This is a genomic window from Dyella sp. C11 (genome assembly GCF_003121485.1).
Taxonomy (GTDB): Bacteria; Pseudomonadota; Gammaproteobacteria; order Xanthomonadales; family Rhodanobacteraceae; genus Dyella.
Genome location: NZ_QAVX01000024.1, coordinates 15,927 through 37,030 on the forward strand (window position 1 = coordinate 15,927; position 21,104 = coordinate 37,030).

General features: G+C 56.7%; 23 protein-coding genes, 1 other RNA gene and 1 pseudogene. 12 read left to right on the forward strand and 13 right to left on the reverse strand.

The annotated features are described in order from the left end of the window. Window positions 1-225: 225 nt before the first annotated feature. Both DK366_RS21610 and DK366_RS18385 read right to left on the reverse strand, forming a co-directional pair. Window positions 226-324: pseudogene (locus DK366_RS21610) on the reverse strand (DNA-binding response regulator); the annotation flags it as partial. Window positions 325-569: 245 nt separating this feature from the next. Then, a complete protein-coding gene (locus tag DK366_RS18385; RefSeq protein ID WP_109127010.1) occupies window positions 570-1,205 on the reverse strand; it encodes a response regulator transcription factor in 636 nt (211 codons plus the stop codon). A gap of 67 nt (window positions 1,206-1,272) precedes the next feature. Between DK366_RS18385 and DK366_RS18390 the strand changes: the two genes are divergently transcribed. Next, complete coding sequence (locus DK366_RS18390) at window positions 1,273-2,868, forward strand: MASE1 domain-containing protein (protein ID WP_109127011.1); 1,596 nt, start codon at window positions 1,273-1,275, stop codon at window positions 2,866-2,868. A 335-nt stretch (window positions 2,869-3,203) separates the two neighbouring features. On the opposite strand, the gene fur is transcribed toward DK366_RS18390, so the two are convergent. Then, complete coding sequence (fur, locus tag DK366_RS18395) at window positions 3,204-3,620, reverse strand: ferric iron uptake transcriptional regulator (protein WP_109127012.1); 417 nt, start codon at window positions 3,618-3,620, stop codon at window positions 3,204-3,206. Window positions 3,621-3,696: 76 nt separating this feature from the next. Between fur and bamE the strand changes: the two genes are divergently transcribed. Then, window positions 3,697-4,170, forward strand: coding sequence for an outer membrane protein assembly factor BamE (gene bamE, locus DK366_RS18400; protein ID WP_109127013.1), 474 nt, complete (start codon window positions 3,697-3,699; stop codon window positions 4,168-4,170). Window positions 4,171-4,186: 16 nt separating this feature from the next. Here the strand turns inward: bamE and DK366_RS18405 are convergent, their stop codons facing one another. After that, window positions 4,187-4,468: an RnfH family protein gene (locus DK366_RS18405; protein WP_109127014.1), complete on the reverse strand. Its 282-nt coding sequence runs from the start codon at window positions 4,466-4,468 to the stop codon at window positions 4,187-4,189. Continuing rightward, window positions 4,461-4,892 (reverse strand): type II toxin-antitoxin system RatA family toxin, encoded by a 432-nt coding sequence (locus tag DK366_RS18410; RefSeq protein ID WP_109127015.1) that lies wholly within the window; start codon window positions 4,890-4,892, stop codon window positions 4,461-4,463. Before DK366_RS18410 ends, DK366_RS18405 begins: the two co-directional genes overlap by 8 nt. A gap of 80 nt (window positions 4,893-4,972) precedes the next feature. Here DK366_RS18410 and smpB point away from each other — a divergent pair, with 80 nt between their 5' ends. Further along, complete coding sequence (gene smpB, locus DK366_RS18415) at window positions 4,973-5,461, forward strand: SsrA-binding protein SmpB (protein WP_109127016.1); 489 nt, start codon at window positions 4,973-4,975, stop codon at window positions 5,459-5,461. Between the two features lie 5 nt (window positions 5,462-5,466). Here the strand turns inward: smpB and DK366_RS18420 are convergent, their stop codons facing one another. Then, window positions 5,467-5,979: a GNAT family N-acetyltransferase gene (locus DK366_RS18420; RefSeq protein ID WP_109127017.1), complete on the reverse strand. Its 513-nt coding sequence runs from the start codon at window positions 5,977-5,979 to the stop codon at window positions 5,467-5,469. Between the two features lie 109 nt (window positions 5,980-6,088). On the opposite strand from DK366_RS18420, the gene ssrA reads away from it, so the two are divergent. The 3 genes from ssrA (at window position 6,089) to DK366_RS18435 (ending at window position 9,388) form a co-directional block, all read left to right on the forward strand. Continuing rightward, window positions 6,089-6,441: a transfer-messenger RNA gene (gene ssrA / locus DK366_RS18425) on the forward strand. Window positions 6,442-6,605: 164 nt separating this feature from the next. Further along, window positions 6,606-7,802 carry an integrase arm-type DNA-binding domain-containing protein gene (locus DK366_RS18430; protein ID WP_109127018.1) on the forward strand — a complete coding sequence of 399 codons (1,197 nt, stop codon included), beginning with the start codon at window positions 6,606-6,608 and terminating at the stop codon, window positions 7,800-7,802. A gap of 71 nt (window positions 7,803-7,873) precedes the next feature. Beyond that, entirely contained in the window at window positions 7,874-9,388 is a 1,515-nt protein-coding gene (locus DK366_RS18435; RefSeq protein WP_157956608.1) for a HEPN domain-containing protein, read from the forward strand. 89 nt (window positions 9,389-9,477) lie between these two features. Here DK366_RS18435 and DK366_RS18440 read toward each other — a convergent pair whose 3' ends face one another. Beyond that, window positions 9,478-9,948 (reverse strand): hypothetical protein, encoded by a 471-nt coding sequence (locus tag DK366_RS18440; RefSeq protein WP_157956609.1) that lies wholly within the window; start codon window positions 9,946-9,948, stop codon window positions 9,478-9,480. Between the two features lie 29 nt (window positions 9,949-9,977). Then, complete coding sequence (locus DK366_RS18445) at window positions 9,978-13,091, reverse strand: SIR2 family protein (protein WP_157956610.1); 3,114 nt, start codon at window positions 13,089-13,091, stop codon at window positions 9,978-9,980. 170 nt (window positions 13,092-13,261) lie between these two features. On the opposite strand from DK366_RS18445, the gene DK366_RS18450 reads away from it, so the two are divergent. The 3 genes from DK366_RS18450 (at window position 13,262) to DK366_RS18460 (ending at window position 15,443) form a co-directional block, all read left to right on the forward strand. Next, window positions 13,262-13,825, forward strand: a complete 564-nt coding sequence (locus DK366_RS18450) for a recombinase family protein (RefSeq protein ID WP_109127062.1) — start codon at window positions 13,262-13,264, stop codon at window positions 13,823-13,825. 129 nt (window positions 13,826-13,954) lie between these two features. Continuing rightward, complete coding sequence (locus DK366_RS18455; protein WP_157956611.1) at window positions 13,955-14,950, forward strand: AAA family ATPase; 996 nt, start codon at window positions 13,955-13,957, stop codon at window positions 14,948-14,950. A 223-nt stretch (window positions 14,951-15,173) separates the two neighbouring features. Then, complete coding sequence (locus DK366_RS18460; protein WP_109127023.1) at window positions 15,174-15,443, forward strand: hypothetical protein; 270 nt, start codon at window positions 15,174-15,176, stop codon at window positions 15,441-15,443. 379 nt (window positions 15,444-15,822) lie between these two features. Here DK366_RS18460 and DK366_RS21315 read toward each other — a convergent pair whose 3' ends face one another. Next, a complete protein-coding gene (locus DK366_RS21315) occupies window positions 15,823-16,308 on the reverse strand; it encodes a hypothetical protein (RefSeq protein WP_157956612.1) in 486 nt (161 codons plus the stop codon). 127 nt (window positions 16,309-16,435) lie between these two features. Between DK366_RS21315 and DK366_RS18470 the strand changes: the two genes are divergently transcribed. Beyond that, window positions 16,436-16,792 (forward strand): helix-turn-helix transcriptional regulator, encoded by a 357-nt coding sequence (locus DK366_RS18470; protein WP_255412617.1) that lies wholly within the window; start codon window positions 16,436-16,438, stop codon window positions 16,790-16,792. Window positions 16,793-17,159: 367 nt separating this feature from the next. Here the strand turns inward: DK366_RS18470 and DK366_RS18475 are convergent, their stop codons facing one another. The 3 genes from DK366_RS18475 to DK366_RS21615 form a co-directional block, all read right to left on the reverse strand. Beyond that, window positions 17,160-17,927 (reverse strand): hypothetical protein, encoded by a 768-nt coding sequence (locus DK366_RS18475; protein WP_157956613.1) that lies wholly within the window; start codon window positions 17,925-17,927, stop codon window positions 17,160-17,162. A 40-nt stretch (window positions 17,928-17,967) separates the two neighbouring features. Further along, window positions 17,968-18,567 carry a hypothetical protein gene (locus DK366_RS18480; RefSeq protein WP_109127026.1) on the reverse strand — a complete coding sequence of 200 codons (600 nt, stop codon included), beginning with the start codon at window positions 18,565-18,567 and terminating at the stop codon, window positions 17,968-17,970. 169 nt (window positions 18,568-18,736) lie between these two features. Next, complete coding sequence (locus DK366_RS21615; protein ID WP_157956614.1) at window positions 18,737-19,054, reverse strand: AlpA family transcriptional regulator; 318 nt, start codon at window positions 19,052-19,054, stop codon at window positions 18,737-18,739. Between the two features lie 473 nt (window positions 19,055-19,527). Here DK366_RS21615 and DK366_RS18490 point away from each other — a divergent pair, with 473 nt between their 5' ends. Next, window positions 19,528-19,854, forward strand: coding sequence for a hypothetical protein (locus DK366_RS18490; RefSeq protein ID WP_109127027.1), 327 nt, complete (start codon window positions 19,528-19,530; stop codon window positions 19,852-19,854). A gap of 102 nt (window positions 19,855-19,956) precedes the next feature. Continuing rightward, window positions 19,957-20,721, forward strand: a complete 765-nt coding sequence (locus DK366_RS18495) for a hypothetical protein (protein ID WP_109127028.1) — start codon at window positions 19,957-19,959, stop codon at window positions 20,719-20,721. Window positions 20,722-20,755: 34 nt separating this feature from the next. On the opposite strand, the gene DK366_RS18500 is transcribed toward DK366_RS18495, so the two are convergent. Beyond that, window positions 20,756-21,094, reverse strand: a complete 339-nt coding sequence (locus DK366_RS18500; RefSeq protein ID WP_157956615.1) for a hypothetical protein — start codon at window positions 21,092-21,094, stop codon at window positions 20,756-20,758. Between the last annotated feature and the right edge of the window lie 10 nt (window positions 21,095-21,104).

Consider the following 21,104-nt stretch of genomic DNA (forward strand, 5'->3'; position numbering starts at 1 on the left):
TAACAGCGTCTGCGTCAACGCTTTCTTGTAGGAGCGCACTTGTGCGCGACCGTAGCGTCCAACCACGCGACTGATTGAAGCCTCTGGTCGCGCACAAGTGCGCTCCTACAGGTCAGAGACGTGGTGGGAGCGCACCCTGTGCGCGACAGGTCCTGTCGATACCGCTCCGTAGGATCGTCGCGCACAGGGTGCGCTCCCACAGAGATTCCCGCAGCGGAAAGCGAATCAGTTCTTTCGCGGCACCAACCCGCGCTCGGTCGCCATGCGGTAGAGATCCAGTTCCGAACCCGCACCCAACTTGCCCATCAGGCCGGCGCGGTGGATGCAGGGAGCGGGCGCGGGTCTAACAGCGTCTTCGTCAACGCTTTCTTGTAGGAGCGCACTTGTGCGCGACCGTAGCGTCCAACCACGCGACTGATTGAAGCCTCTGGTCGCGCACAAGTGCGCTCCTACAGGTCAGAGACGTTGTGGGAGCGCACCCTGTGCGCGACGGGTCCTGTCGATACCGCTCTGTAGGATCATCGCGCACAGGGTGCGCTCCCACAGAGATTCTTGCGACGGAAAGCGAATCAGTTCTTCCGCGGCAACAACCCGCGCTCGGTCGCCATGCGGTAGAGATCCAGTTCCGAGCCTGCCCCCAGCTTGCCCATCAGGCTGGCGCGGTGGATGTAGACCGTCTTCTGCCCGATCCCCAACTCGCCAGCCACCTGCTTGGGCGCACGACCGGCGGCCAGCAGCAGGAACACCTCGCGCTCTCGTGCGGTAAGCCGGTGAATGGGATCGCGCGATTCACTCGGCCGCTCGGCGCGACGCTTGCGCAGGTCAGAACTGAGGAAACATTCGCCCTGCATCACCGCGCGCAGGCCGGCAACCAATTCCTCCGGCGCCACACCCTTGGTGACGTAGCCACTCGCGCCGCGACGCAATGCTTCGGATACGTACGGCTCGCCGTCGTGCATGCTCAGCACCACGATGCGCGTGTCGGAAGCAACGCTGCGCAGATGCTCGATCAACGGCAACCCGCTGCCGTCAGGCAGCGAGAGATCGAGTGCCACGAGGTCGGGACGGTGCTGGCCAATCGCTTCCACCGCATCGTCGGCGCTGCGGCATTCCGCAACGACCTCCAGATCCGGTTCCATCTCGATCAGCCGCTTGAACCCCTCTCGGACAATGGCATGGTCATCGACCAGGACAATGCTGTACATGCTGCATGTATAGCAGCCCCGGGGATGGCCGCCTATACCCCCGCCCACGCCATGTACCATCGCCGGCATGCGATCGAAACCTTCCGTACTGCCCGGCTCCGACCTTCTTCTTGCGATTGGCTATTTTCTGCTCTGGTTGCTGCTCTGGCCCACCGAGCAGCCTTATTGGATGCTTCCCTACGGCCTGCGCTTCGGCGCACTGCTGCTGGCGCCGTTTCGCATGTGGCCGTGGCTGCTCGGCGCGGAAGTTGCCGCCAGCGCGCTGATTGCCTCGTTTCACCCGCTACCCCTGGGCTGGCTTGGATTCTTCCTGGGTGAATTGCCCGAACCCATCGTTGCCGCCATCTGCCTGTGGCTGATGAGACGCGCCAAGCTGCACGCAAGCCTGCGCGATCCGGAAGATGTCGCTCGCCTGCTGCTTTCCGCCGCGTTCACGGTAGCGGCCACCACGGCGACCGACGCCGTATTGCTGGCGCTGATCCACGCCGCACCCAGCACCGACCTGATGATGCAGGCATTGGGGCAGGATCTGCTGGGCAACTACGTGGGCGTGCTGCTGCTCGTGCCGCTGCTGGTGATGTTGCTGCGAGCACGCCTGGACAAGCGCGGACTGGGACGCCTGTTGATGGACGGCCTGCTCGTGCTGATGCCTTCGCTGGCCATCCTTCTGGTGCTCTCGTCCCACGAGGCTCCGCAGCCGCAGTTCGCGCGGGTGCTGTCGCTGGCGCCGGTGCTGTTCTTCGCGTTCCGCCACGGCTGGCGTGGCGCCAGCCTGGCGATGCTGATTTCCAGCCTGGGCATGACACTGGTCGACCACCTGTCCGGCCACGGTGCACCGGGCGCCGCGGGCGAATTGTTCCTGGCCGTGGCTGGTACGGGCGCGCTGATGCTCGGCTCGGCCACCGATGCCCTGCGCCGCAGCAGCGAGCGCGTGGCAGAACAGAACGTCTACCTGGCCGCCGTGAATCGTCGCCTGGATCATCTTGCCCGCCAGCTGCGCGATGCGGCACGCGGCAACCTCCGCACGGAGGAAAACCAGCGCCGCCACATGGCGGCCGAGCTGCACGACGAGCTGGGACAGAACCTTACAGCCATCCAGACCCACCTCAAGCTCGCGCAGTCGCGTTTGGCGCAGGGAGGCATGGACGACATCGGCGTATCGATCAACACCATCCTCGGCCATATGCGACGCGCCCTGCACCGCCTGCTCGACGACCTGCGGCCCGCGGTGCTGGACGAATTCGGCCTGTTGCGCGCTTTGGATGAAGGCCCCATCCGAGACCTGTTGAACGCGGCGGGTGTGGCCTACCGCACCGACCTGCACGGCGACCCGCGATTGCTGGATGACGACACCCGCACCGTGGTCTATCGCCTGGTCCAGGAAAGCGCCACCAACGCGGTGAAGCACGCCCACGCCGATACCTTCCAGCTGCGCCTGCGCATCGGCGAGCGCCAGGGCGTGGCCCTGGCCCTGCTGGATATCCGTGACAACGGCATCGGCCTGCCGGCCCGCATGCCCCGGGGTGGGCGCGGCATGCAAGGCATGCGCGACCGGGTCACCTCCCTGGGTGGCCTGTTCAGGGTCCGGCCCGAGGCCCAGGGCGTTCATCTTCGGATCTTGTTGCGCAGCAACACACAAACTAGTGACGCAGCTCGCACTTAGGAACGTTACATAGGAAATTTTCCGATACCCGAGGTGTGAAGGGTTCGTTACGCTGGATTCATCGATGTGGGGGAGCCACCATCGCAAGATGGTGAGCCATGCCAACCGTGGGGACGGTGGGCATGAAGAGCGGCAGGATGCCGTTCCGCCGGAATCGGTGGCAAAACCGGGATGTGCGAGCAACTCGCCTCCCAGGAGCCATCCGGTAACGGATCAAGCCGCAGGGCGGACAGGAGTCCTCCCGCGGCTTTTTTTATGGGCGGCATTTGGCCTCGGGCACGAAAAAGGCCGGCAGCTTCCGCCACCGGCCCTCGAAAACCGCCCTTTCCGCTTGCTTACTTGCTGCCCTTCTTGGGGCGCACATACAGCACCAGGCTGTGGTCCTCGATGACATAGCCATGCCGGGCGGCGATCTCGGCCTGCAGGCGCTCGATCTCCTCGCTGACGAACTCGATGACCTTTCCGCTGTCCACATCGATCATGTGGTCATGATGCTTGCCACGGTCCAGCTCGTAGACGGCCTGGCCGCCCTCGAAGTTGTGCTTGACGACAATGCCTGCCGCCTCGAACTGGGTCAGCACCCGGTAGACCGTGGCCAGGCCAATGTCTTCCTGATGGGCCAGCAGGCGTTTGTAGATATCTTCGGCGGTGAGATGGTGCGCCTCCTCATCCTCGAAGATCTGCAGGATCCGCATGCGGGGGTGGGTCACCTTCAGCCCGGCTTTGCGCAGTTCTTTTGTTTCCTGTTCCATAGCAAGCTCCACGCACACGGCCAAACGAGGCCGTTAGTGTATCATCCGACACCTTTACGATCCGGACGCAACACGCATGCACAAGCTGATTCGCACGCTGGGTTTCGCCATGCTGGCACTGTCGCTGGCCAGCTGCCGCCTCATCTATACCCCCGACGTGCAACAGGGCAATTTGCTCGACAAGAAGAATGTGGATCAGCTGCAGCCGGGCATGACCAAGCGTCAGGTGCTGGTGCTGATGGGTTCGCCTTCGGTCAATTCCCCGTTTGCCCAGAACGAGTGGGACTACGTGTCCACGCAGCAGCACCGCGGTGGTGACATCAAGGTGCGCGCGCTCAAGCTGACCTTCAACAACGACGTGCTGGTGCGCACGGAAGGCGATTTCTTCGCCGAAGACGCGCAGAAGCTGGTCAACGACACCAAGAAGTACCACGCCAGCTACCCGGTTGACGAAACCAAGGGTGACAAGAACACCGGCGGCTCCAGCGGCGGTGACAAGGGTGGCGACAACGGTGGCGGTGACAACGGCGGCGGCAACGACGGCCACTAAGGCTGCATGGCCGGCGTCAGCCCTCGTGGGCGCGGCGCCGGCGAGCTTCTTTCGGATCAAGCGTGAGCGGCCGGTAGATTTCCACCCGGTCGCCCTCGCCTACCACATGCTCCAGCGTGACCTTGCGGGCGAAGATGCCCAGCCGGGACGGATCGACCACCAGTCCCGGAACATCGCGCGGCAATCCTGATGTCTCGATGGCCTGGGCCACCGTGCTTCCAGCCGGCAACGTGACCTTCCGCAACCAGTGCTGTGCCGGTTCGGCGTAGACCACTTCCACGGTGACCTGCTCAGCCATAGGTGCGTTCGGCCTCGCGGCAGAAATCGTCCACCATGCGGCCGGCCAGCCCCTGGAAGCCCAGTTTCAGCGCGGTGCCGCCGAGTTTCCCGGCGTAGTCGAAATCCAGCGCAAACGACACCTTGCAACCCGCGTCGCCCAGCGCAATGAACTCCCAAAGCCCGTCAAGGCTGCGGAACGGGCCATCCACCAGGCTCATGTGCAGGCGGCTGGGACGCACGGTAGTGTTGCGCGTGGTGAAGCTCTGGCGAAAGCCGGCGTACTTGAGATCCAGGCGCGCCACCAGCACATCATCGCCTCGCTCCAGAATCTCGGCACTGGAACACCACGGGAACCGCTTTGGGTATGCTTCGACCTCATTGACCAGATCAAACATCTGGGCTGGCGAATATCGCACCAGGGCGCTGCGGCGGATTTCGATCACTTCAGCCTCTTCTTGAGCATCATCTGGGTCCCGCGACGAAGGGCCCGTCATCAGGGCATAGAGCCCGAAGTTTAACGGACATGGCCAAGCCCAAGGACAAAGACAAAAACTCCGGCACCATTGCGCTCAACAAGCGCGCGCGCCACGAATATCACATCGACCAGCGCTTCGAGGCAGGACTCGAGCTGCAAGGCTGGGAAGTGAAATCGCTACGCGCCGGCCGCATCAATTTCGGCGACAGCTACGCCATGGTGATCCAGGGCGAACTGTTCCTCGTGGGCACGTCCATTCCGCCGTTGATCAGCGCTTCCACCCACGTGGTCGCGAACGATCGCCGCACGCGCAAGCTGCTGCTCCACCGCGAAGAAATCGACACGCTCATTGGCGCCGTCGAACGCAAGGGCTACACGCTCATCCCCATGGCCCTGTACTGGAAGGGCAACAAGGTGAAGGCGGAAATTGGCCTGGCCAAGGGCAAGCAGGCGCACGACAAGCGCGATACGGAGAAGGAACGCGACTGGCAGCGCGAGAAACAACGCACCATGCGTGCTCACAACAAGCACGCCTGATTCGCTCAGCCAGCCACCCTTCGCCACGAGCCGGGCTCGCCCTCAGATAGCCCGATCACGCCCTGGTGCAATGTCATGTTCATGGCGTCCACCGAGGTGCCGAAGCCGAAGCGCTCGTACAACTTGTGAGCATCGGCGGTGGAATGGAGGTTGAGCGAGTCGACCTCCTGCTCCCTTGCCGCGGCGCCCACCGCGGCCAATAAAGCCGCCGCCGCGCCCTGCCGTCGATGGGCACTCCTCACGTACATGTTCAAGATGTACCAGCCCACGCCGCGGCGAAAATAGGCGGAAGGCAAATGCGTGTACGGATGCACCATCACGCACCCCGCGGCACGTCCATCCCGCTCCGCCAGCCCCGCCAGCAGGCGCCCTTCCGGCATGGCGTCCTCGATCCAGCCGCGCAGCTGGTCGGCAAAGCCGTCCGGCAGCCGCTGTTTCAACTCTTCTTCCAGAAACGCGCAACGCAAATCCGTCAACACACCTGCGTCGTGCAGCCCTGCCTGACGTATCCGCACCATGGTCGATTCCTGGGGTGGGTAGGTGCCGGCAACAATACCCGGGTCATGCAGCCTTGATGAAAGCCCGGCGACCTACATATACTGACGGGTCAGTTATCTGGTTTTCCCCGGGGGTGTCATGGCTTCGACGGGGGTAGTGAGATAGCTTGGTGCATGCCGAGGGGGCAGCTTTCCTCGTTAATCCAGCAGCAAAACTCATAGTTGCCAACGACGACAACTACGCTCTGGCCGCTTAAGGCCTAGCCCCGAACCCACTTGTGCTCGTGCTCGTGGATGTAGGGTCATTATCACGAGATCGCCCGAAGCTGCCGCCTGTCGGCAAGGGTTAAATCAAGCAGGCTGGTCCTTCGATGCGCTTTGCACGCTGTGCTGTCGCGGGACGAGATCTAACGGCGAGCTAAGCATGTAGTACCGGGCGTCAAGCGCCTTCGGACGCGGGTTCGACTCCCGCCACCTCCACCAACTCAACGTCCACGGACGTTCCAAGAAGGCCGGAATCCCTAGCAATACCAAGGGTTCCGGCCTTTTTCTTTGTCCAGCAATGTCCCAGAAGATTTCTTGAAATCCGGGGGCAAGTGGGGGCAAGATCGGGGGCAACACGGACGTCACCTTTTACAGTTGCCCCCATGCGCCTAACGAACGTAGCAATCAGTAAAGCCAAGCCCACTGGCAAGACCCAACGCCTATCCGATGGCGGCGGCATGTATCTAGAAATTGCCCCAAGTGGCGGGAAGTGGTGGCGACTGAAGTACCGCTATGGCGGCAAAGAAAAACGTATCTCCCTTGGCACCTATCCGGACACCAGCCTCGCGGAGGCTCGCGAGAAACGCGATGTTGCGCGGAAACTGCTCGCGTCCGGTGTCGATCCAGCGGAGCAGCGAAAGGCCACCAAAGCGGCCGGCATAGAACGCTCTGCCAATAGCTTTGAAGTTGTGGCACGCGAATGGCACGCCAAGCAATCAACCACATGGGTGGAGCAGCATGCCAGTCGAATCATGCTTCGTTTGGAAAATGACGTATTTCCGTGGCTAGGTAACCGCCCAGTTGCAGAGATGAGTGCTAAGGAATTTCTCGCCACAGTAAATCGCATTGAAGCCCGCGGAGCTATCGAATCCGCACATCGAGTACTTCAAAATTGCGGGCAAGTGATGCGCTACGCCATTGCTACCGGCCGGGCAGAACACAATCCCGTCGACAATCTGCGAGGCGCTCTTTCCCCCGTAAAGCCCAAAAACCTCGCAGCAATTACTGATCCTTCGGCAATTGGCGGCCTGTTACGTGCCATTGATGCTTATCAGGGCACCTTCATTACAAAGTGCGCGCTGAGGTTAGCGCCGCTGGTGTTCGTTCGCCCGGGTGAACTAAGGCATGCTGAGTGGCCTGAGTTCAATTTGGAGACCGGGGAGTGGAACATTCCCTCTGAGAAAATGAAGATGCGCTTACCGCATCTAGTCCCACTCGCCCCTCAGGCTGTGGAAATTTTGCGCGAGCTTCAGCCACTCACCGGTACCGGTCGGTACCTATTTCCTAGCGCACGTAGCCCAAAGCGCCCGATGAGCAACAATGCCGTACTCTCCGCCCTCCGCAGAATGGGATTTGCTAAGGAAGAGATGAGTGGGCATGGCTTTCGGGCGATGGCTCGCACGGTCTTGGACGAAGTTCTCGGCTTCCGCCCAGACTATATCGAACATCAGCTAGCACACACGGTCAAAGACCCCAATGGCAGAGCCTACAACCGCACTGCTCACCTAAGTGAACGACGCAGAATGATGGCAGCTTGGGCAGATCATCTTGATCACCTACGTCTGCTACGCGCTGAGTAAGCAACGTTGGAGTTTCCGAAGATCCGAGGTCCGGTTAGAGCCACACGGAAAATGCCATAGAGGATGGAACCTTGAGCACCAAGAAACGCAATCAAAAAGAACAAGATCGACGGATTCTTGGGATCTACAACCCCAAAGATGGACCTACAGCAGTGGGAGAACTGCGGCTAGAGGGCTCCAACACTTTGCTCAAGGTACATGCTGACTTCCCATTAGACTCTTTCGCACAAGCCGCCAACATCACTGGGACCTCCTTTACCGGCAAGCAGATAACACTAATCGACTGTTTCAGCCCCGGTGTAGGCCATACGCACTTTCAGGGGAAACCGACTAAGTATCACGCAGATATCTTTCCTCACTATGTTGCCATTGGTCACGGCCATATCGAGCCAAACGATCGTTACGTCAAGGCCATCCATTTCACGACCAATGACCTGACACATCTTTTCTACGACTTCGACGCCTTCAGCAACTTGATTGATGCGAAAGCGGTGATTGAAGAGGTGTTGAAAGAACGCCGAAAGATGAGGCCTGTCGAAACAGGCGAACACCCGCAGATAGCTTATTTCACCGGAAAGACGCAGATTGTCGAGACCGAAACTACTATCGGCAAGGTATCTGTTCATCATCGGCCAACCCATAACTTAGGCGGCCCTGCTGGCGTTTACATTAAAAACAGAATGGTCGTCACCATTGAGCCCGATGAACCCATCGCCTTTGATGACGCCATAGACAGGATGTACGTAGTTGCTGCATTTCTGTCGGTGGCGGCAGGTCGCAGGCAGGGCATAAAACACGTCCAAATTGCTACTCTCGATCACGACAACGGAGTACCTCGAACACTTCAGGTACACCCGAGCTATCGTTGGAAAGCAAGCAACAAGATCGAGCTCTTTAAGCCTCATCCCGGCGATTTACCGCTGGACCCTATCCAACATAGCGTTGAATTCGAAACAGTCTTTTGTAACTGGATAGCGCGACATAAAGGCTGGAAGGTTGCGCGCTCCAGATATATCGATTGCCTACAAAAATCTAATGAATACGACGGCGGAAGGCTTGTTGCCGCCGCGAATATGTTCGATATATTGCCAGTGGAGGCGACCCCGGCCCCGTCAACGCTGACAGGTGACTTGGCCAAGACTAGAGACGAGTGTCGCGCCCTATTTCGCAAGCTCCCAGCTGGGATCGATCGAAACAGCGCCCTTGATGCGCTTGGCAGACTCGGAAAACCGTCTCTTCCCAAAAAGGTGGCCTATCGAGTATCGATCGTCGAATCGAGACTCGGCGCAATCTTCCCTGACATCCAAATTCCGGCAGCCGTTGCAGTTAAGTGTCGGAATTATCTCGTACATGGAAGCGCTGGAGATATTGACTACTCAAGAGTGGAACCACTTCTTCCGTTTCTTACAGACACGCTAGAGTTCGTCTTTGCCGCATCTGATTTCATTGAAAGTGGATGGAACACTCAACGATGGGCGTCATCTTCATATGGATGGGGCCATAGCTTCACGCGGTATCGCGCTGAGTATTCAGTAGCGCTGGCCAAGCTTCGAGGCGTTCTGCTAGACGACACTCCTAGCTCCTAAGGCACACATTACGGTGCGCCTAATGTTGCGACACTAGTACGAACAATATTGTGTGCTGCCACGATGAGACGGATCGTGGCGTAAGCGACCTACAGCGATTTGGCGGACCGATACGAATAACTAGAAGGCTCTAAGCGAAAAAGCGTGGACGAGATATCCAAGAAGGCCGTGTCGTTACGTTCGTTTCCGATGCTCTCCCTTATCCGCTGACATAGCCGAGTAAAGGCAAGAATCTCCTCTTCCTTCTCCAGAGTCCCGCCAAGCCGCCAGAAATCTACCAAAGCTTCAACCACATACACATCAGCGCACATACAAATTCGCACTTTCGCATCGTTCAACACGGCAAGATCGCTTATCAGATCCGAGGTACTGCCCATTCTGCGCGCTGCAACAAGTTGGGACGCAGCCGAGATGAAGTCAGCATAGGCCTTCAGCCGAAAGCCATCCAAAGAATCTTTTCGGCTACGTCGTTGGGCGAGAACGTGCCCAAGTACGACACCAACGGCGGCTCCTAGAGCCCCACTTAGCAGAGACAAAACAGCAACGGAAATCGTTGGCATGGCGAACACGATGAAGTTAGAGGTTCGGGCTAGCTAAGAACCGTCAAATTACGAGCCGCGGGACCAAAGAATGAGAACCCTAGGGTGACCGAAACACGATCTCCAATGCTAGGCAACTCCTCCTCATCCCCGAGCGATCTGTTGTCGAAATAGCAGTGAATGTGATTGTGATCGAGCTCTATGAAGCCATAAGAGCCAAATCGCTTCACCACAGTTCCGTTGAAGATTCGTGGAGTTGTCCGATCCCTCAACACCTCTTCCTTGACAGCACTCTTCGCAGCGAAGGGCACGGGAGCAGCCTTTAGTCCGTCATAGAGAACTTTCGCTTCAGAAATCCTGCCAGCCAAACTCAACTGCCGAGCACACAATAGTTGTGCCCTATAGTTCTTATCTCCCTTGGCGAAAGACCGCTGATAGTAGCTCAGCAAGAAATCAGGGCGTTCGGCATCAATCGAAGGTTCGATAAGCCTCGATATCTGCGCAAAGTCGAAATTGAGGTCTTGGCTACCGGGGTTATATTCGAGTGCCTGCCGCAAGACCTCCCTAGCCTCTTCAAGCTTGCCCCTTGCCCTTAGGACAATTGCATAGCGACGAGCGATGAGCTGGCTTCTTTTGTTGCCTTCAAATGCTCGATGAAGAGCACGCTCTGCTCGCTCGTCGTTTTCCAAAAGGCGCGCAAGCGTCGCCTCTTCCGTAAGCAGATGTGAGTCCCCGGGAAACCTCTTTAGTCCATTTCGAATTGTCTCTTCGGCCGACTTGATCGCATCACTGACTGCATCTGCCGAAAGCTGATCTTCCACCTCTGAATCCATCGCATCAGAAAGCGCTTGGATGTGCGCTTTTGCAATGGTGTGGTAAGCGTAAGAGCCATTTGATGCGGCCAAAAGCGTTTGAGCTTTTGTAACCGCCTCATTGCGCCATGCCGCACGCTCGATGGGATCGGTAGATATTCGAGCACGCGTAAGTGCTAGCTCCGCGATTGAGTGCCGGATAGTTCGATCTGTCGGCGCCAATTCCGCAGCTTCCAACAGGGCATCTTCGGCTAGCGCGAGGCCCTCGATATCACTGGCGACCCTCATCAGATATATGCCCTTCTGATGAAGGATGTAATGCTCCTCACCCAGCGCAGACAATGCGAGATCGTATAGCGCAACACCTCGGTGCGATTCGGTGAGAAGCTCAGCCAGCCGACTTCCTCGCAACAAGTCGCCGATAATTCTCCGATCATACGAGTACGTAGGATTGAGGCGCCCAATCAACTTGGCCAAGTTGTCCAAACGTTCGTCTTCGGTCTTAAATACCTGACCGTAGAGTATTTCCGCGATGTAGGGGTGCCTTGAACGATAGATCCAATCGCCGTTACGTGAATCGACCTCCAGCGAAACTACCTGTTCCAGCGGCCGAAAGAACCGCTCATGGAACTGCTCAAAGCTAATGCCGTGAACGCGCGAAATGAGACCCGCACGCACCGGCGAACCGAACCTATGCAGCGCACAGATGTCCGCATACAAGACCTGAGCTTCCCTCGGAACTATCTTGCTGTACTCGTCGAAGATGACGTCCCGGAAGTGACCATTCCTAGTGGCCTCGTGCAGCGCGACAAGGAGTTGCCGCCCATAGACCTCTTCAAGTTGCTTGAGCTGTTGGTCATGCGGAAGATGTTTAAGCTCCCCGAGACAGTCGTTCAACTCCAGCTGCACAAGAAGATCTTCCGTCTCCTTGTGCGACATGTACCGAAGCTCGTATTCAGCTGTGACGCTACTATCGAGATTCTGCGAACGAATGTTCCACTCGTTAAAGCGAGCCCCACCAATGATCACTATTGGCAGCTTGTCCTGCTTAGCTGCGCTCAGAAGTCCCGCAACCCCCTCGGAAACTTGGGTGATGTCGTCGATCACCAAGAACAAGGGTTCTTGCGCAAGAGTTACCAGCTCCTGCAAGGCCTCAATATTTATGTAGCCGGTACTCGGCACAAAGACAACGAGCTTATTGAGCCTGCGCGACGCATCCCAAGCCAATCGGCGCAACATGACGCTTTTGCCTGCCCCCGCGTGGGCCTTGAGGACAACAAGCCGCGGCCCGGTCAATTGTCCGGTCACTACAACCTGCTCTTGCAAAATGGCCTGAGTCAACGGGCGAGCGAAATCGAGCTCCTTCTCGATTGGATACCATCCTAGATCGAACCCGTTGAAGAACCTCTGCGGCGTCCCATCCGGAGACACTGTTTCTGCAGAAACATGCTCTGCACCTGTCTCCAGATAATTTCTGAGGAGCGAACTTTCTCTCCGGTGGCTTGCGATATAGGTCGTGAGCGAAGTGGGTTCTTCGCTCTTTGCCACCGCAAGTTTTCGCAATGCACCGGGAATGGAAGCATCCAGTTCGTCGATGAAAGCTTCGAACGTTGAGTCAATGAGCGTGAAACGGCGTTCCTGCCAGTACTGCCGTTCAACGTCGAGCACACCTTTTTTAACGATATAGTGCCGCGGCCGGGCGTCACCATCCTTAATAATTTCGTCTAGAAGAAGCCTCAAGTTGTAGTCGCGCAAGCTGTAGCCCGCAAAGATCAATGTCTTTACTTTGGCCCATTCGAGCAGCTGGCTAAATTGAGCGGCCCTTCCCTCTTTATGTCGAAGTATCCGTTCTGTGCTGTAAACCATGCCCGGATTCAGCTGTTCAAACGCAGTGACACAGCCATGCAACTTCAAATAGAGGAGGTCTCCCTTCTCCATCGTGTCTATGAAGTCCGGCGTGTCTCTGACTAGCGGACGCAATCTCTGCAATCGATCCGGCTCTTGCTCGTATGCCCGCTCAACCACAAGGTCAAAATTGGTCGTCGCCATTCCTGCCCAATGGAAGGTAGGAATCTTTCTATGGAACCGTGCAGGCTGGAAAGGCGTTAGCGTGTCGTGGATAAAGCGCTGCAGCTCACGGCCACTTTTGGCCGTGGCGGCGTAGTCGCATATCTGCACGAAGTCGAGGTCAGTTACACCCGGACCGAGAAAGGATTCAGCAATAGCCTTCCCAAGCGCCTCTGTACCCGGGATGGTGTGACCTTTTCCGTCCGATGCGCCCAACGACGCCCCTGCTCCGAGAAAAAGTACCGCTCTGCCACCTTTCACTTCTTCAATTAGATTCGCATCCAAGGGCATAGGTCGTTACGGTCCCTGCATCGACTAAGGCAACCCGAGGATATGGGTTCCTTAACAAAGTCGCTAGGCATCCTTCTCTTTTTGTATACCTTCTGATCCACCCGAGAAGGCCTATCAAATCTCTTATCAAAATGATATTCTCACATCATCTAGGAGATATGATAATGAGCGAAATCGTAGGGTACGCCCGCGTCAGTAGCGTCGGCCAATCACTCGACGTCCAGCTGGATAAGCTGAAGCGGGCCGGCTGCACACGGATTTATGCCGAAAAACGGTCAGGCAAGCAGGCTGATAGCCGTCCAGAACTACAGGCATGCCTCCAGTTTCTCCGGGAAGGGGACACCGTCGTCATTTCACGCTTAGACCGCATGGCACGTTCCGTCTTGGACTTGGCGAAGATCGCGGACCTGCTGAAGAAAAAAGGCGTGGCCCTTCGGGTGGTGGATCAGGCTATTGATACAGGTACGCCTGAGGGAAAGCTAATGTTCTCCCTGCTCGCAGGATTTGCTGAATTCGAAAATGACATCCGAGCCGAGCGTCAGGCCGATGGGATTGCGAAGGCAAGGGAAAAGGGTGTGGCCTTCGGTCGGAAGCGTGCCCTGACCCAAGAGCAATGCCAGCGGATCAGGACGCTGCGGGAAGAAGAGAAGTTCTCTGTTCCCCAGCTGGCAGAACGGTTCAACGTTGGACCCGCAACAATTTATAGGGCTTTGCAATCCACCGAATGACGAGTCGCCCAAAGGAGGCTTGGATCGAACTCGGTCGGGTACGCCACCGGGTTCGGCTGTCTCGCCGATATGTTGTTATTTGCGAGAGCACTTAAGATGGGCCCAACATTATTCGGAACAGAGGGCCCGATGAAAAAGCTTGCACTCTTCAACAACAAAGGTGGCGTCGGAAAGACCACCCTTACAGTCAACTTGGCGGACGCTTTCGAAGAGTTAGGGAAAACGGGCCTTCTCGTCGACGCCGACCCACAATGTAATCTGACGTCGTTCTACATTAACGAGGATGAACTGGAGAAGCTCCTCGGCGACTCAGATAACGAGGACTCTGCAGACACTCTGTGGTCAGCGATTAAGCCAGTTGTGATCGGCAGAGGCGGTACAAAAGAGCCACCGATATGGACCGTTCCGAAGCGAAACATTCATCTCCTTCCCGGTGACGTCCTCTTGTCGGAGTACGAAGAGACGCTGCCCGCTGCTTGGACTGACAGCTTCGCACGTAAGACTCGCGGGTATGACGTTACTACTGCACTGGCGAAAGTCGTCGGGGAAGCAGCCGAAAGCGTTGGGGCGGATATTGTTATGTACGATGTCGGACCAAATGTCGGCGCACTCAACCGCGTCGTCCTTATGGACTGCGACAATTTCATTACACCGGTTGCGGCAGATCTATTCTCTCTTCGGGCCCTCTCAACCGTTGGTCGATCCATTGCGAAGTGGGCAACCGATTGGGCAACGATTCGCGGAATGGCGAGCGATGAAGACAAGGAGGCGCTGTTCGCGGGTGTGCCCCACTATCTTGGGTATATAACGTCGGCCTACAAGATTGGACGAGGGGCGAAGGCTAGTGACGCTCATACCGGGTGGGAGAAGGATATCGGCCCCCGAGTCCGCTACCGCGTAATTGATCAACTCCGCAAAGCCAACCCAGCCCTTGCGACCCCCGGACAGAGCAAGCTAGGCGGGATTCGCAATTACCATAGCCTTGCTCCTGACGCACAGCGATACGGGGTCGCCATTGGTAAGCTTAGAGGGCTGATCAACTCCGGCCAAAACGCGCACATCGAGGACGCCCGTCAGGAATTTCTAGACCTCGCCAGCGAAATCATCCAAAGAATAGGTGACTAACACCATGGCGTGGGGCGGGATGCCATCCTGAGTTCTGGAGGCATCTTGGCTTTCTAGCGGCTCGTGCGCCTTGAAGCTCTGGCTTCCATCCGCATCATTAGCGGTTCGGCTCGTCTGGGGCCAATATCTTTCCTTAAATACGCGCTTCCTTGCGACAGCTGCGGAGCAGCTGTAAGCGAGCAAGTCAGCGCTGCTCTAGCCACACTCATCTTTAGGGGGGTCTATGATTACAATCGATTCAAAAGAATTCCGCGACTTGATCGGACAGGCAGTAATCCAGCGAGATCTTGGGTCCTACGAAGTGGCGGCGATGGTGCTGGAGCAGACGATGCCAAGCTTCGATCAGCCAGCAAAAGAAATCGCACTATTGCAGCTCATCTACATTTACGATGCCGCTGGAGATACGACCAAGCGCAAAGCGTCTGCCGAAAAGCTGGCGAAGTACGATTCGGAAATTCCTTCTGTAAAGAAGGTGCTTGGTACGTACATGTAGCCTGCGACAAGCCGCAGGATCACGTACAAGTTCAGATGTCTGCTTTCTAAAGCGAAGCGGACATCCCTCCCCCCGAAAATGTAAATTTCACTGCCTGTTCTCGAACGGAAGAATTGAGGCAGATGCAAATGCAAATGCAAATGCAGAATGGAGCTTCGCGAAGTTTGCTCGTTGGATTAGCCGTAGCTGCTGCGCATCTGCTTCGGAAAAAAAGCAACTCTCGAAATTTCCAAACTTGTTTTCATCTCAGGCCGACGGACTAGTCCAACGTGACCGACTAAATTCGTCACTTAGAGATGCTTTCTAGTGATAGTTGTCAGCCATCATATGGTGGCCCCGGTGGAAGCAGGGGGCCATATCTCCCTCCCTTGATGGCTACTCACCTCGATTGCTTAGGCTTGACCCAACAGTTGAATTCACCATTGGCTGCAACAGTCATCGCCGCAACATATCCCTGATACTCAACCGAACCATACGGGTTGTTCGGAAGTGTCTTGCGGAACTGATCGAACATAGTAGTAACGAGGGCATCCGCCGTTTTAGCTGGAATGCCTAGCGCGGCCTGAACCGTCTGAAGGCATAAAGCGATGGAGCTCGATCGATCCATCGTTGCGACCTCGAAGGTATTGTTCTCCGCATACACAGCCGCGTTTGGCAGGCGGGCTTCATTTCTGCCTAGACGGTTCTTCCGAAATTCATCGATATGGTAGGAGGCGTCAGTCTGGCTGTTCCATCGCTCTTGGAAGGTCGTTGCCGTGTTTGCCCAACCAGTATTGCCGCTTGCTGATGCTCCGCAACCAACTAGGACAGCCAAGGCTGTGGCTGCTAAGCCGGACAGCAACGCCTTAAATGCGTTATCGGACATTTCTTCCCCCTATCGCTCATCCAAAAGCTAAGAAAAACTTAGTCTTGGAGAATGCTAAGTATTCCTTAGTATTCGGTCAACCTCCTCACCTAGCACGCTGGCATCCGTTTAGCCCACGGATCGCCAAGTGCCCCACTCAAGGGACAATCCAACAAGCCTTTCAACAGCTGGGATAGTAGCCCGTAGGCTAAGGCAAGCTAGGGAAGCTGTCGGCTTGTCTCAGCGAGACCTTGGAGTGAAAGCTGGTCTAGATCCCTCAGTAGCCTCTCCTCGCATTAATCAGTACGAGCGTGACAGGCATATCCCCAATCCTGCAGTGCTTGGGCAGCTTGGCGCAGTACTGGACGTTCCAGTGGCTTACTTCTTTGCGGTGGACGACGATCTAGCGCAGGCGATCATGGCGATCCATCGGGCAGCTCCCAGTCGCCGCAAACATTGGCTGCAAGCGCTGCTTGCTGAGACCAGCCCAACCCGGAAGGCATAAAGTTGATGCGGACTGTCCGTAAGTCTTGCTCACGTCATGTCGGCTAAGTGCCGGCTTATCATCGCGGCCGGGCAATCTGCCTCCCCCGCAGACTTACCCTAGCTACCAACAACGAGACCTCGCGGACGCGTTGCTGCGTCTTGCGATGTGGAGACTACACGAGGGACGAGGCACTGACACCGGCACGTATATGTGCTCGCAAAGCATCCGAAGTCAGCTCTGAACTGGACCATATGGGCCAGTTCCACACGATGCTTCGCACCACAAAAGCACAACCTTCTAATTTTTCGAATCGCTGACAGGTTGAAAGCCTCCACCTCGATTTAGATGAAGGCCGCTTTCGCGTGCCATTTTGGCTCCAGACCGATCAGCGAATCGTCAGATTTTCTTCTATGGCCGGCACCCCGATGTCTGCAGGTCGAACGAAAACGATGTCGTGGACATTCGGACCAACAAAGCGAGTACTCATCCCTATTGGTGTGCCCAGTGCGGTCTGACCTAGTTGATAGCTCAACCAAGACCCAGATGCCTCAGCAATGTTGATCGCACCCACTTCACTGCCTGCGTCCACAAAACAAAGCGCGTCGAGAGCTTCTTTGATTCGGCCTTCGAATAACTTGGCCGCAAACAACTCTGCTTTTAACGAACCGTCCGCATGGAACAACAGGTTGTCCTCGATCCACATGTGAATGAGGTGCCACCCTGCTGAGAATGTCCTGCTACCTGAAGGATCAACAACAGCAAGGTGCCCCTGAAATGATCCCGGGCAATTATCAAAGTGGCCGTGTTCTTGGTAGTGCAGTGCAGCGACCAAGTAGCTAAGTGCCGCCTCTAATTTCTCAAGGGATTTGGCCGAGTACTCAATATCAATGCGGATCAAATACGGTCCGTCACGATATACCTCCCCCTTCAAGCTTTTTAACCCACCGCACACATGCGCCGGGAGTTCAAGAACGGTAATTTGCTTACTTGCTTCAAGGTGTGTTGCTTGGTTTATCATTTTGATGTGATTCCTATATAGATTTTGGAGCAAAGCATCTGCTGTCCGCCGTTGCTCAAGCCGGCGAATGCGAAGATGTTCGGGAGTTGCCAATTCATCCAGAGCGGCATGAAGGCTATGAAATTCAAAGGTCAAGGCTGCTGCCAGAGCCCTGTCTGTTCGTTCTTAAAAGACGTCAGATTCCGTCTTTGCCTAGGTAGAACACTCGGTCATCCCAACGCCAATTCTTCAAGCCGACTTCCTTCGCAACATACTTGCAAAAGGCAGGGCTCTCGCCGGACCCAATAGCGATGACATTGACACCATGCTTGCTGACCAACTGCCTACGACGATTGGGTGCTGTCAGCTGCTTGGCTGCATCGGTAAAAGCAAGGAATAGCTTGGCCGCGGCCGCCAATGCATCCCTAGGAAGGCTAGGATGATCATGGACTAGGAGATGGTAGTGACAACTGCCGAACTCACGACTAGACCTATCAAAGATCTGAGCCTTCTCCATGACTGCTATACCTGTCATGGGATTGACACCCTTTTTGATCCAGCGCCTGCCAAGAACCTTCTTCATTGTGCGGCGCCATACCTTAGCTATCGCCTGCTGGCCTTCCTCGTCCGAAATCTCGTACTGAAAAGTCAGGGTTAGGAAGAATCCGTATGGCCCGCAGCCGTCCAAGACCTTCCTTATCTGTACGTAGTCATCCCATCTTGGGTGATGACCAAACTTGTTTGCCTCTTCCTCATAGATATGAGTTGGAATGTTGTAATCAACTATTTTTTTCATATTCGTACCGCTCCTTATATGTTTTCTTTAGGTAATAAAACTCCATCTGATCGGCCCTCGGGCCTACCAGTTCTCGTTCAAAGTTGTGGGAGGTTGCGGCCTAGTTTCACCATATGGCCGCGAGACGCTCGGTCTCTATTTAGAGACTTCTAGGCTGTGTTGTATCGGGTCAACTAGAAGTTTTGCTCTTAGCAGAACTGGCTACTCGCCCAGCCATCCACTCGCGGACCTTAGATTGAGGCCACGCAACGCTGCGTGTGCTCAATTTTATGCTCTGAGGGAAGCGCCCCTCGCCCATGAGCTTATAGACCTGTGTGCGGGATATGCCGCACGAATTGCGCACCTCGGGGAGCTTTAGAAAGCGCTCATCGTTAATTGTTGTATCCACCGTCACCTCGTTGTTTGTTGTGGTGCGCACATGATCTGCTGCAACCGCCTCCACGTAAACTATGAAGTTTCGCCATATCAGTGACTTAGAGAAATTCACTAGATCTCCCAGTCAAACCAAGCGAAAAAGCCGCGCCACTCGAGGTAAATGGACCGTGAGCGCATCCGAGGCTCGCTGAGAACGTCCTGCTTAGTCTCAGACGCGTTCAAGGACCGTGGCGACGGGTGAAAACTTTGTGATGAAGTTTCACTGAATGATGTGCGCTCCTGACGGGTTTGAACCCTTTCTACCAAGCCCTAATCGGCCACCAAGTCGCTGAGCATTACAACTTGCGTCCAACAGGTTGGGGGCAACTTTGGGGGCAACAGTTGGCACCCCTCAACAACCAAGCCTTATTTGGTATGACACACACGGCTTAAGTTGATAGACGCCACCTCCACCATCAACGAAGAAGCCCGGCGAGCCATCGCCGGGCTTTTTTGTCAGCGGACAACGTATATTCGCGACGCCGGCCTTGTCCCCTGCCCCTGTTCAGCCCTCCCCTCCACGACACGAGTACTGAGGTGTGTTCCATGGCGATGACCGCTGAGCTGCAAGTACGTACCCTGGGCAAGGTCATTGTTTCCGCCGTCATGTTTTGCACGGCTACGCTCACGCTGCTCACGACCGTGCAGGACGGACGGCCGCCCCAGCTCCTGTCGTCGGGAGTGGCATCAACGGGCCTGTATGTGCTGCTGATGATCTTCGCTGGCTATCTGGTCAGGACATGCTGGAAGCGCGAGGAAGCGGCGGATGCCGTCGACGCCTCGCTCTGGCGTGTCGTTGCAACGTTCCTCAGTGCCCTGGCCTTCGTGATGTTCCTGGTGTCGCTTGGCTACGACGCGGTGATCAGCGCATAGGGTGGCCTCGGGAACATCTCCTTTCCGCTTCACCTCCGCTTCGCGAGAGCCGCGACACTGTTCAGCCGTCCGGACCAGCCGCGTCCGGCAAGGGGATTACGCATGAGCTTTACGCTGAACCATCCATGGGTGGTGTTCGTCGCGTCGTTCGTTGTCATGCTGATCGCCGAGCTCATCGGCCACGGGCTGTCGCGGCGGCAGTCCGATGATGTGGAGTCGCATGACACCTTCAACGTTATCCAGGGCGCCACGCTCACCCTGCTCGGGCTGATCATCGGCTTCAGCTTTTCCATGGCGATCAGCCGCTACGACCAGCGCAAGAATTACGAGGAAGCGGAAGCAAATGCCATCGGTACGGAATACGTGCGACTGGATCTGCTGCCTCCCGAGGACGCCGTGCGGCTGCGTCCGCTCTTGAAGACGTACCTGGAACAACGCATTCGCTTCTACGAAACCACCGATCGCAGCCAGCTACCCGCTTTGGCTGTGCTGAAGAACCAGTCGCAATCGGCACTGTGGAGTGGCGTCACGGCGCCCGCCAGTCAACAACCCAACCCCATCCAAGCGTTGGTGGTGTCTGGCATGAACGACGTGTTGAATTCGGAAGGCTATACGCAGGCGGCTTGGTGGAACCGCATACCCGTCGCCGCGTGGTTGCTGATGGGCCTGATCGCCCTGGGTTGCAACGTCATGGTGGGCATGGGCGCACGCCGACTGTCGTCGCGACGAGGATTGCTGCTGGTGCTGCCGCTCGTCGTCTCGATTTCTTTCATGCTCATTGCGGACATCGACAGCCCACGTGGCGGGCTGATTCGCGTGAACCCGCAGAACCTGCATGCCTTGCTGGAAAGCCTTCCCCATGGCTGAGCGATGACGTCAGGCCATGAAGGCCCCCGTGATGTCAGTCGGGACCATCGACATTCAACACGGTCGCGAGCGCATCCACTTCACAATGATAAAGCGCTGTCTGGTCGTTGACGCTCGCCGCGAAGGTGAACTGCTTTCCCCCGGCGTTCGCCTCTTCGTCGACAAGACGCCAGCCGTCGATCTCGCCCTGCAGCCTGGGACGGATCTGTTCTTCGCATGAGGCGACCTGGCGATCATGCCGGGTCAGGGCAAGCACGGTGGAGGCATCTTCAGGCTGATGCCAGCGATGCCAGCCCGCAGCACCAACCAGGACGCCCATCACCAGAACGGTAATCAGCGTGCGGACAATGCGCCGTCTTGTACGTCGTTTCATGCATGCACTC

Bases quoted from the DNA above. Each gene is read 5' to 3' on its own strand.
- DK366_RS18385 (WP_109127010.1), bottom strand. From the start codon at position 1,205: ATGTACAGCATTGTCCTGGTCGATGACCATGCCATTGTCCGAGAGGGG.
- DK366_RS18390 (WP_109127011.1), top strand. From the start codon at position 1,273: ATGCGATCGAAACCTTCCGTACTGCCCGGCTCCGACCTTCTTCTTGCG.
- fur (WP_109127012.1), bottom strand. From the start codon at position 3,620: ATGGAACAGGAAACAAAAGAACTGCGCAAAGCCGGGCTGAAGGTGACC.
- bamE (WP_109127013.1), top strand. From the start codon at position 3,697: ATGCACAAGCTGATTCGCACGCTGGGTTTCGCCATGCTGGCACTGTCG.
- DK366_RS18405 (WP_109127014.1), bottom strand. From the start codon at position 4,468: ATGGCTGAGCAGGTCACCGTGGAAGTGGTCTACGCCGAACCGGCACAG.
- smpB (WP_109127016.1), top strand. From the start codon at position 4,973: ATGGCCAAGCCCAAGGACAAAGACAAAAACTCCGGCACCATTGCGCTC.
- DK366_RS18420 (WP_109127017.1), bottom strand. From the start codon at position 5,979: ATGGTGCGGATACGTCAGGCAGGGCTGCACGACGCAGGTGTGTTGACG.
- DK366_RS18430 (WP_109127018.1), top strand. From the start codon at position 6,606: ATGCGCCTAACGAACGTAGCAATCAGTAAAGCCAAGCCCACTGGCAAG.
- DK366_RS18440 (WP_157956609.1), bottom strand. From the start codon at position 9,948: ATGCCAACGATTTCCGTTGCTGTTTTGTCTCTGCTAAGTGGGGCTCTA.
- DK366_RS18450 (WP_109127062.1), top strand. From the start codon at position 13,262: ATGAGCGAAATCGTAGGGTACGCCCGCGTCAGTAGCGTCGGCCAATCA.
- DK366_RS18455 (WP_157956611.1), top strand. From the start codon at position 13,955: ATGAAAAAGCTTGCACTCTTCAACAACAAAGGTGGCGTCGGAAAGACC.
- DK366_RS18460 (WP_109127023.1), top strand. From the start codon at position 15,174: ATGATTACAATCGATTCAAAAGAATTCCGCGACTTGATCGGACAGGCA.
- DK366_RS21315 (WP_157956612.1), bottom strand. From the start codon at position 16,308: ATGTCCGATAACGCATTTAAGGCGTTGCTGTCCGGCTTAGCAGCCACA.
- DK366_RS18480 (WP_109127026.1), bottom strand. From the start codon at position 18,567: ATGAAAAAAATAGTTGATTACAACATTCCAACTCATATCTATGAGGAA.
- DK366_RS18490 (WP_109127027.1), top strand. From the start codon at position 19,528: ATGGCGATGACCGCTGAGCTGCAAGTACGTACCCTGGGCAAGGTCATT.
- DK366_RS18495 (WP_109127028.1), top strand. From the start codon at position 19,957: ATGAGCTTTACGCTGAACCATCCATGGGTGGTGTTCGTCGCGTCGTTC.
- DK366_RS18500 (WP_157956615.1), bottom strand. From the start codon at position 21,094: ATGAAACGACGTACAAGACGGCGCATTGTCCGCACGCTGATTACCGTT.